The sequence below is a fragment of the Ginsengibacter hankyongi genome, assembly GCF_008710285.1.
Lineage (GTDB): Bacteria > Bacteroidota > Bacteroidia > Chitinophagales > Chitinophagaceae > Ginsengibacter > Ginsengibacter hankyongi.
This window is the reverse complement of the sequence record NZ_VYQF01000012.1, coordinates 111905-121291: the sequence shown is the minus strand read 5'-3', so window position 1 is coordinate 121291 and position 9387 is coordinate 111905. Positions and strand designations below refer to the sequence as shown.

The 9387-nt window shown below is 37.4% G+C and carries 8 protein-coding genes; 6 read left to right on the top strand and 2 right to left on the bottom strand.

Translation table 11 applies throughout. From position 1 onward, the window contains the following. Nucleotides 1–176 precede the first annotated feature (176 nt). From FW778_RS21565 to FW778_RS21545, 5 genes are all read left to right on the top strand, one after another. Nucleotides 177–737 carry a transposase gene (locus FW778_RS21565; protein WP_202552423.1) on the top strand — a complete coding sequence of 187 codons (561 nt, stop codon included), beginning with the start codon at nt 177–179 and terminating at the stop codon, nt 735–737. A 335-nt stretch (nt 738–1072) separates the two neighbouring features. Next, the gene (locus FW778_RS21560) at nt 1073–1633 is read left to right on the top strand and encodes a transposase (protein WP_150416963.1); all 561 of its coding nucleotides are present in this window, start codon (nt 1073–1075) and stop codon (nt 1631–1633) included. A gap of 70 nt (nt 1634–1703) precedes the next feature. After that, nucleotides 1704–2060, top strand: coding sequence for a tyrosine-type recombinase/integrase (locus FW778_RS21555; RefSeq protein ID WP_262714424.1), 357 nt, complete (start codon nt 1704–1706; stop codon nt 2058–2060). Between the two features lie 169 nt (nt 2061–2229). Next, complete coding sequence (locus FW778_RS21550) at nt 2230–2844, top strand: hypothetical protein (RefSeq protein ID WP_150416961.1); 615 nt, start codon at nt 2230–2232, stop codon at nt 2842–2844. Between the two features lie 218 nt (nt 2845–3062). Further along, complete coding sequence (locus tag FW778_RS21545; protein WP_150416960.1) at nt 3063–3800, top strand: hypothetical protein; 738 nt, start codon at nt 3063–3065, stop codon at nt 3798–3800. A 421-nt stretch (nt 3801–4221) separates the two neighbouring features. Here FW778_RS21545 and FW778_RS21540 read toward each other — a convergent pair whose 3' ends face one another. Beyond that, nucleotides 4222–5601, bottom strand: coding sequence for an alpha-L-fucosidase (locus tag FW778_RS21540; RefSeq protein ID WP_150416959.1), 1380 nt, complete (start codon nt 5599–5601; stop codon nt 4222–4224). A gap of 359 nt (nt 5602–5960) precedes the next feature. Between FW778_RS21540 and FW778_RS21535 the strand changes: the two genes are divergently transcribed. Then, a complete protein-coding gene (locus FW778_RS21535; protein WP_150416958.1) occupies nt 5961–6683 on the top strand; it encodes an SGNH/GDSL hydrolase family protein in 723 nt (240 codons plus the stop codon). 266 nt (nt 6684–6949) lie between these two features. Here FW778_RS21535 and FW778_RS21530 read toward each other — a convergent pair whose 3' ends face one another. Then, a complete protein-coding gene (locus FW778_RS21530; RefSeq protein ID WP_150416957.1) occupies nt 6950–9358 on the bottom strand; it encodes an ABC transporter permease in 2409 nt (802 codons plus the stop codon). Between the last annotated feature and the right edge of the window lie 29 nt (nt 9359–9387).

The window sequence follows — 9387 nt, the reverse complement described above, 5'->3', positions numbered from 1 at the left end:
AAAAAGTCCGTCTTACAAACTCATTTGAATTATACATTTTACACTTAATTTGTGTAAACCTATTTTAGGACAAGACAAATTAAAGACTCTGCTCCGCGGTTCGTGTCCGCACGAACCGAAATCTTCCGGGCGATAAAAATTAGTAATTAATTTTATAGACCATTAATACAAACCTGGTGAATACAGACCTATCAGCTAAAAAGCGAAAGAGTTACATCGAGATGGGAGAAATATTTTTCTGGACAGCGACAATAAATAATTGGCAGCATTTATTATTAAAAGATAATTATAAGAATGTTATTATTAATTCACTAACTTATTTAAGTGATTCGGGAAAAATAGATGTTTTTGGTTTTGTAATTATGCCTAATCATATTCATTTAATATGGAGAATAAATAAGATGAATGGCAAGGAAACATCCCAGGGATCTTTCTTAAAATATACTGCTCACGAGTTTAAAAAAATATTGAAGACAGATATGGATAAAAGCCTTGCTTCTTATGCCGTAAATGCACACAATAAGGGCTATGAATTTTGGAAAAGAGATTCGTTAGCAGTTAATTTGTTTAGCAAAGAAATAGCTTATCAAAAATTAGATTACACGCATTATAATCCGTGTACTGAATACTGGCAGTTGGCAAAAGAACCGTGTGATTATTTGTTTTCGTCCGCAAAATATTATGAAATGGGCGTAAAAAATTTTACTTTTCTAAAAGATTTGAGAGAAGAGTTTTGAAAATTAAGGCAGTAAATTATCTTTTGTATTTTTCTGAGAATTGGTTCGTGCGGACACGAACCAAGGTTGGGGTATTTTAGCTGAAATACAAACGTTGTAGGCAATATGACGAAGTTTCTAACATCAATAATATTTCTGACATTTTTATCAAGTTGCAGCACAACGGTAAAAACTTTTCAAACATCTGATGCAGATAAAATTGGAGTTAAATCAAGTAAGTTTGAAGGAACTATTTTTAAGAGTACTTATCCGAAGGACAAACTATTTATTTCCTTCTCAGCAACGTCTCCCCTTAGGGGACGTTGCGTGTACAACGATTTGTTCTATTTTTGAAAATGCCGGTTCAGCAAACAATTCCATACGCAAGTGGTATTTTCTTTATAACATTTACTTGTTATAAGTGGTTGCCCTTAATTGAGAAAGCAGGTAGTTATGATGTGGTATATAAATGGTTTGATTATTTAAAAGCCAAAGGTCATGGGATAAATGGTTTTGTAATTATGCCGAACCATGTACACGCATTGATCAACTTTGCCGCAACGGAACAAACGATTAATACCATTGTAGGAAATGGCAAAAGGTTTATGGCTTACGAACTAATAAAGCGGTTGAAAGATAAAGGGGAAAACGATTTGCTGTCAACGCTCTCAAATGAGGTGGAGCGTACCAGGAAAAAAAATAATAAAAAACATGATGTTTGGGAGTTATCGTTCGATTGGAAGATTTGCGATAGCATAGAATTTATAAAACAGAAATTGAATTACATGCATGACAATCCATGTAAAGGGAATTGGGGTTTATGTCAAAGCCCTGTTGATTATATTCACAGTTCCTGTAAATATTATCTAACCGGGGAACAGGGAGTTTATATTGTTGATGATATAGAAGAAAAATAAGTATTTAGAAAAAGAAAGTTTACACACGCAACGTCCCCTAAGGGGAGACGTTGCTGAGAAGGGAGACCGGATTGTTACGCTTAGCCCTGTATTACTAATAATGTTAAGAGAATACGCATCAGATTACAAACCCGCTAAAAACGGCTACCTGTTTGAAGGCAGCGCAGCAGGCATGCCTTACAGCACAAGAAGCCTGCAGGAAGTGCTGCAAGCCGCTAAAATAAAAGCGGGAATAATGAAGCCGGGGAGCATACATAGTTTGCGCCATAGTTTTGCTACGCACCTTATAGAGAGAGGTACTGATGTAACAATGATACAAAAACTATTGGGCCACAACGACCTGAAAACTACTTTACGTTACCTGCATACCAGTAATAAAGATTTAATTAAAATTATTAGCCCGCTGGATAATTTAAAGTTAATGTAAGTTGTATTTGCGCTACTGATGATGAACCGCGTATTTTTTTATAAATGCTTCAAAAAGAAGAGATAAGAAAAATTGTTTTCTAAAATAAGTAGCGTATTTTAGCTGAAATACACACGTTAGCTGAAAATTATGGAAACCCTATAAAGATTCATCTTACCAATAAAACATAATGCCAAAACTTGCATTTCTATTGTTGGTGTTTTATTCCAAAATTATCTCTGCGCAAACTAATAAGGAATCAGAACAAGCTTTAAAACAAATGATTGACAGCTTAAATCATAATGAAGCGGTTGATACTTTTTTAAATTATTCTTTGACCTGTATCGGCGGCATGCGCCTGGACACTTGTAATTATTACGACGCAGAATATTTATTTTGGATAGAAGGAGAAAAAACCTTTTTGAAAAAATTTGACGGTTGCGGGTTTTACAAATCCCTACCACTTGACTCAATAGATCCTTTGACATTTTATCTGACTCATAAAAATCAAATTGATAAAGAGCAAATCAAACCACCAACTTACATTCAATCAAAGAAAGGGAATGTTGTTACTGAAATATCTTCCACAATTGATCATACTTGCTATTATGAAATGACATTTATAATCAATGGCGACAAAGTATTTAAGCGAGTTAGTGATTATGACTTAAATTTTATAAGGTTTGACAATGGAAAAAAGAATATATATTATAATTATAACAGGCAGACTAAACTGAAATCCTTAATTGATAAAATAGATGAACTTCTTAAACACAAATATGGAAAACCAAAAGACGTTCAATGAATCTTCAGCTAACATTGGTATTGCCAATAGCAGTTCTGACGTGCATTTCATCAGCTTTAGCTCTTTGGTCATCCTAGGTTCGGGCTAACCGAAATCTTGTCAACTTTTGTAAGTAACTTCATCTGTAAATTATATAATCATCGGTAGCTCCGGGCTGGAAGTTCATTGAATAACCTGCCATCGGCAATACCTACCGTTAGCAACAACCATAAATCTTCATGAACTCCGAAACAGAATTAATACATCTGACTACTAAACAGATTAATATCGTAGAACTTGTAAACAGGTTAACAGAAATAAGAGATAGGATCTATGACAATAAAGCTGTCATAGTTGAAAAGTTCCCTCTACTAAACGACAAGATAGATTGTCGAATAACTGGTTTGTCCAAATTAATAAATGTTATAAACAGTTCTAATTTAGGGTGTGCATTTTGGGCGAAAAACTTACTACATCACCAATGGTGGATAGAAAATACTTCTTTTAATGACAGTGACGAAACGCTCCTAAGAATGGAGTTTCAAAATTTTATAAAGCTTGGCTTATTTCACTTTTCGTTTTCTGCTATTGAAAGTACTTTACGTTGTATAATGCGAGGAATAGACCCTTCCGCACATTTTGGAGCTGCAGTAGAATTTAAAAGAATCTATGATGATCTCATAAGAAATCGACTAACGGCTATTAGAATAGATTTTATTGAGCTACTTGATTTTTTTAGCGCCCTAAGAAATACAATTCACAATAACGGGATTTACTTTCATAAATCTGGCAACAGCATTTCTAGGACTTTTAAAGGTAAATCTTATGACTTCAATTATGGACAGCCTATAGAATTTGCCAGTTGGCCTTTGTTATTAGAAGTGTTAAGTGACGCAGCAAATATGTTGATAGTTATTGTGCTAGACACAAATGTAATTTCCATTCCGGGTGATCTCATTGATCCTGCATCGACATGAGCTGGCTGTTGCTAACATAAGTATTTGCAAAAGCAGGGCTGGACATTGTAACACCAGCTTTGTGCAAGCATCAGCAGCAGTTCGGGCTCGCCATTCAATTTTCAGCTTTAGTTCTTAACTTCAACAACATATTTTCAATTGGGTATTTGTACCGGGCTGGACAAGCAATAAATTCCCTGCCTTCGCAAATACTCGAACGTTGGTGGCAAGCATCCGACACTCAACAATTGACAAGAACATATGGACATTACTTATAGAAAAGCGACATATAACGATTTGACAAAATTGAAAAATCTTGCTGTAAAAACTTAGGTCCGACCCGAGTCTCCTGCAAGGGACTCAGCGTGTGAGGGACAGCGAACAGATTTCCTGTCTGTCATTCTCACAAATTGATCTCGCCTTGTTGCCTTACCAAACCATTTTATTTAGCCACCATTTCAATTACAGGCACAACGTAAGGCGGAGCATTTTTGGGCAGTTTCAAAATCAAATCAGATCCATTTTCTGCAACGGTGAAAGGCACTTCGGAATCGTCGTTCAGAAATTGGGCATACTTAATTTTTCCATTGTAACCGGGAAGCGTCAATTGCCCGTCTGCAGGATAATTAAAAAGATGCAGGTACAATTTTTTTGTAACCGGGTTGTAGGTTAACCTGTCATTCATGGAGTCGGGTATATTGTATTCATCGGGAGGATACGTACAATTGTAAATGGATAGATTGTTCTCATGCATCCAGTAAGCAAGACTATCCAGCGCTTTTGTAGCACGGTAATCAAATTCGCCCCGGCCTGTGGGTCCTACATTCAGGATGAGGTTACCGCCATTGGCGGCAGAAGTGATCAATAAGTCGAGCAACTGCCGCTGATTCTTCCAGGTAGTCTCATCACGGTAATAGCCCCACGAACCTGAAAATGTCTGGCAGGTTTCCCAATATTTCCCTTTGTACTTAAGAAGCTGTGCCGGCTTTACCTGCTCGGGCGTTACAAAATCGCCTCCATCGGAATAACCATCCTGGTCCAGGCCAAGCCTGTTGTTCACAATAATTCCCGGCTGCAGTTTCCTCACCAGTTTTACCAGGTTTACAGCATCCCAATCCTGCGGATGTTTGCCATATTTAGCACCTTTGTCCCATGTCCAGTCGAGCCACAAAATATCTATCTTTCCGTAGTTGGTAAGTAATTCAGTGATTTGATTTTTCAAATATTGCCGGTATTTATTCATGTCACGGCCTTTGTTCACTTTTGCATAATAAGCGGCTTTTTGTTCCTCGGTATAATTATCCGGTGCCCGCTGCGGATGCGCATCATCAATAGTATAATCGGGGTAATGCCAGTCGAGCAGGGAATAATAAAAACCTACCTTAATACCTTCACTGCGAAACGCTTCTACAAATTCTTTTACAAGGTCACGATGTGCCTGCGTGTTGGTGGCTTTATAATCAGTGTATTTCGAATCGAACAGGCAAAAGCCCTCATGGTGTTTGGTGGTGAGCACCGCATATTTCATTCCCGCAGCTTTGGCTTCTTTCGCCCATTTTTTTGGCTCAAATTCATCCGGGTTGAAGTTGTCAAAATATTTTTGATATGCTGAATCGGTCATTCTTTCATTATGCTTTACCCATTCGTGGCGGGCGGCTAAAGAATAAGTGCCCCAGTGAATGAACATGCCGAAGCGTGCATCTGTCCACCATTTCAGCCGTTCTGCTTTTTGTTTGGGCGTTTCGTTGAATATATTTTTCTGCGCATGAACCGGGTTGAAGGCTAATGCTGCTACTAACAACAAGAGGGTTATTTTTTTCATCAATAATTGTGTTTTGAAGATACTTTGTTTATTACATCATACTTGCACGAATATCCAACATCTTTACATTTAAAAAAATTTTTCGCATCATTTGCGCAAATTTGCTTCACTTCATCCAACTACAATAAGTAACGTAGGCCCAGGTTTTGTAGCTTCAGCCAATGGGTGTTCCATTCATTACGAGCCAAGGCCGCCAACCGTGAGACCAGACCTTTAGATTTCCTGGTCTTAAAATGTATTAGAGTTGAAAATGGAACACCTACATCGGTGAAAATAACGTTTTCTAAAACGTAGCCAATAACTATACTACATCTTTTTAAACCTTTTTATCGTAAATAATCTTTATATTAGTTACAACCATGAAAAGGATAATTTATTTGCCAATTATTTTCTTATCATTAATATCGTGCATCAAAAAAAATGACAGCACATTTATAAATATGCCTCCGGTTGATACTTCTGATATTTCAAAAGATACTTCTACAAAAACATATCTTGCCCTGGGCGATTCTTATACAATAGGCCAGTCTGTTCCCGACTATGAAAGGTTCCCTGTACAGACCGTAATATATTTAAGAGCAAAAAATATTTCTATAAAAGATGCGGATATTATTGCTGTTACCGGCTGGACAACCGGTGACCTTTTAAATGCATTAAATAACAATCCTCCTAAAAACAATTATTCATTTGTAACACTTCTTATTGGTGTAAATAACCAATACCAGGGAAGAACGCTTGATGAATATAAAACCCAGTTTACCGAATTATTAAACAGGTCTGTTGCTTATGCAGGAAATAATAAACACCACGTGTTTGTACTTTCCATTCCCGATTACAGCGTTACGCCCTTCGCCGATGGAAGAGATACGATGCAGATTGCAAAAGAGATTGATGAATTTAATGCCGCTAATAAAACCATCTCACTAAATGCAGGCGTAAACTATATTGATATTACCCCGATTTCCCGGAATGCAAAAAATGATGCTTCACTAATTGCCAAAGATGGGTTACATCCATCCGGCATTCAATATAAAAAATGGGTTGATCTGCTTGTTCCATCAGTGCTGCAACAAATAAAGTAAGTCCCTTCATTTTTTTACCCAAAAAATCTTCCAAAGATTTCCTGATAATTGGCTGGTATATATTTGCTGTTAATATGATTAGGAACACTTCAGGATTTCAGCCAATGTGGGTGTTCCATTCATTGCGAGCCAAGGCGCCAACCGTGAGAGCCGCCTTCTGGACTCCGACCAACGGCAACATAATTTTGAATTTCAATGTATAACAAAGAAATACATGGTACACAGAAAGCCAGCCCCTTTAAAAAAACTAACCAGCTGAACTACAATCATTCCGTTCGCAAACTCTTAACAGGGTTTGCCAGTGCAGCTTTAATAGTTTGAATACCGATTAATAATGCCGTTATACAGCCTAATATTGATATCGAAATAACAAAAGGTGATGCTGAAATATTTACCCTGTAAGCATATTCCTGCAGCCACTTATTCATAATTATATAAGCTAACGGGCAAGCCACCGCGCCGGCAATAGCAATAATCAGCAAAAATTCTTTCAGGAATAACAACATGATTCCCGACACGGAAGACCCCAATACTTTCCTGATACCAATTTCTTTAGTACGTTTTTGAACGCTCAATGAAATAAGGCCCAGTACGCCAAGCAATACTATAACTAATGCTAAGAATGTTGCGGTATACGAAGCTTTCTTTAATTGTATTTCTGACTTGTAGAGTTTGGCTAACGCATCATCCATAAACGTATATTCAAATGGAACACCCGGCATCAACGCTGACCATTTTTTTTGCAATGCATTAATTGAGTTACTGATATTTCCGGGTGTTATTTTAAATGAAAAAAGCCTGTAAATATTTGCCAGTGTAACGTGCAGGAAAGTGATCGGCTGAATCGGTTTTTGCATAGAGCCAAAATGAAAATCTTTCGTAACACCCACTATCGTAAATACTTGCCCTCCTCCCCCCTGGAATTTTAGTTGTTTACCTATTGCGTCGGTCGCATTGTTCCATCCGAATGCTTTAGCCTGCGCCTGGTTTATTACAATTGCAAAAGGATCGGTGACTGCACCAGGTGCACCAAAAAATTTTCCCGCAGCCATAGGAATGCTAAACGTGGATGCATAATATTCATCAGCAACTATTTGTTCGGAAGCAACTGCTGTTGTTGAATCAGCGCCTGCTCTATATAAAGAAGCGCTGCCGGAACTGTTGCCGTCGGGCACTGTGTAAGAAAGGGTTGCATTTACTACCTGTGGCATTGCAGCAAATTGCTTACGCACTTCCTCTGTCTTTGTAACACCTTGCGGCGTCCAGTCGCGGGGAAGCTGCGCAGATACAATATAATCCTTATTGAACCCAATGTCTTTACTAAAGAAAAGATGGATTTGCGAAGAAATAATTATTGCCCCAATAAGAGCAATCGTAGCGGTACCAAACTGAAATGCCACCAACGATTTTCGAAGCAAAACATTTTCTTTTGTGGAAGAAAGCTTTCCTTTTAATGACTCAACCGATTTTAAAGATGATAGCACAAACGCAGGATAAATACCGGCCGTAAAACCAATGATCAAAATAAGTATGAGGGGATACACAATAAAGTATAGTGGGAAATCGCCCAGGGAAGGAATTTGTTTTCCAAGAATATTGCTGAACATGTCTTTCGATAACGCATACACGAAAATCGCGAAGACCGTTGCAAAAAATACGAGGATGATTGATTCAACAAGAAACTGCATAATCAATTGTTTCTTCAACCCGCCAAGCACTTTTCGTATTCCAATCTCCCTCATCCGTGCGGCAGACCTGCTGACAGACATGTTAATAAAATTGATTATAGCCATTATTAAAATAAAGATTGCAATGGCCGATAAGGCATACAACATCTTTTTGACAAGGCCGTTATTTGCCGAGAGATAATAATCTTTTAACGGAACCAGGTAAGGTGTCATACCGGCTGCAATTTGCGGCGGCGCATTTTGTTTCATCAAATACTCGATTGGTTTTTCAAGGTCTTTCGGCTTTACTCCTTTTTGCAATTCAACATAACTAACAATATATTGATTGGGCCAATCCATATTTCTGCCAAAATAACTTATGTTATTTGATGATATATAAAACTGGTTATTGTTATCATCATTAAGATAGGTGACAGAATTCTTTGAAGGACTTTTCAAAACACCGGTTATAATAAAATCATGTTTTGATCCTGAAAAACTTTCAATAGTAAGTGTTTGACCAACTACATCTGTTTTACCAAAATATTTTTTTGCTTTTTCACTGGTAATCACAAGAGAGAACGGGCCATCAAACGCGGTCTTTGGATTTCCATAAAGTAACGTAAATCCATACATGTTGAACATAGTGCTGTCGCATATTTGCAACCCTTCCCTAAAACTTTTATCACCTTTGGAAACATTGGAAGTAATACCATCCCAGCGATAATAATTTGCTACAAGATCAGGATATTGCTCTCTTAAAGCCTTTGCCAGCGGCCCCATGGTGGTAAGTTCGAGTCCCTGGTTTGGATCTTTCCATTTGCTCTGAATAATATATTGTTGATTCGCGTTTTTTAAATTTTTATTTACCTGTAATTCGCTCCACACATAAGCGCCAATTAATAAAGTGAATGCAATACCCGTAGATAATCCGATAATATTTACCGATGCATAAAATTTGTTTTTGGTAATATTCCGCCAGGCAATTTTAAGATAATTTCTGAGCATATATTTTCGTTTAGTCCTATATGTTAGTC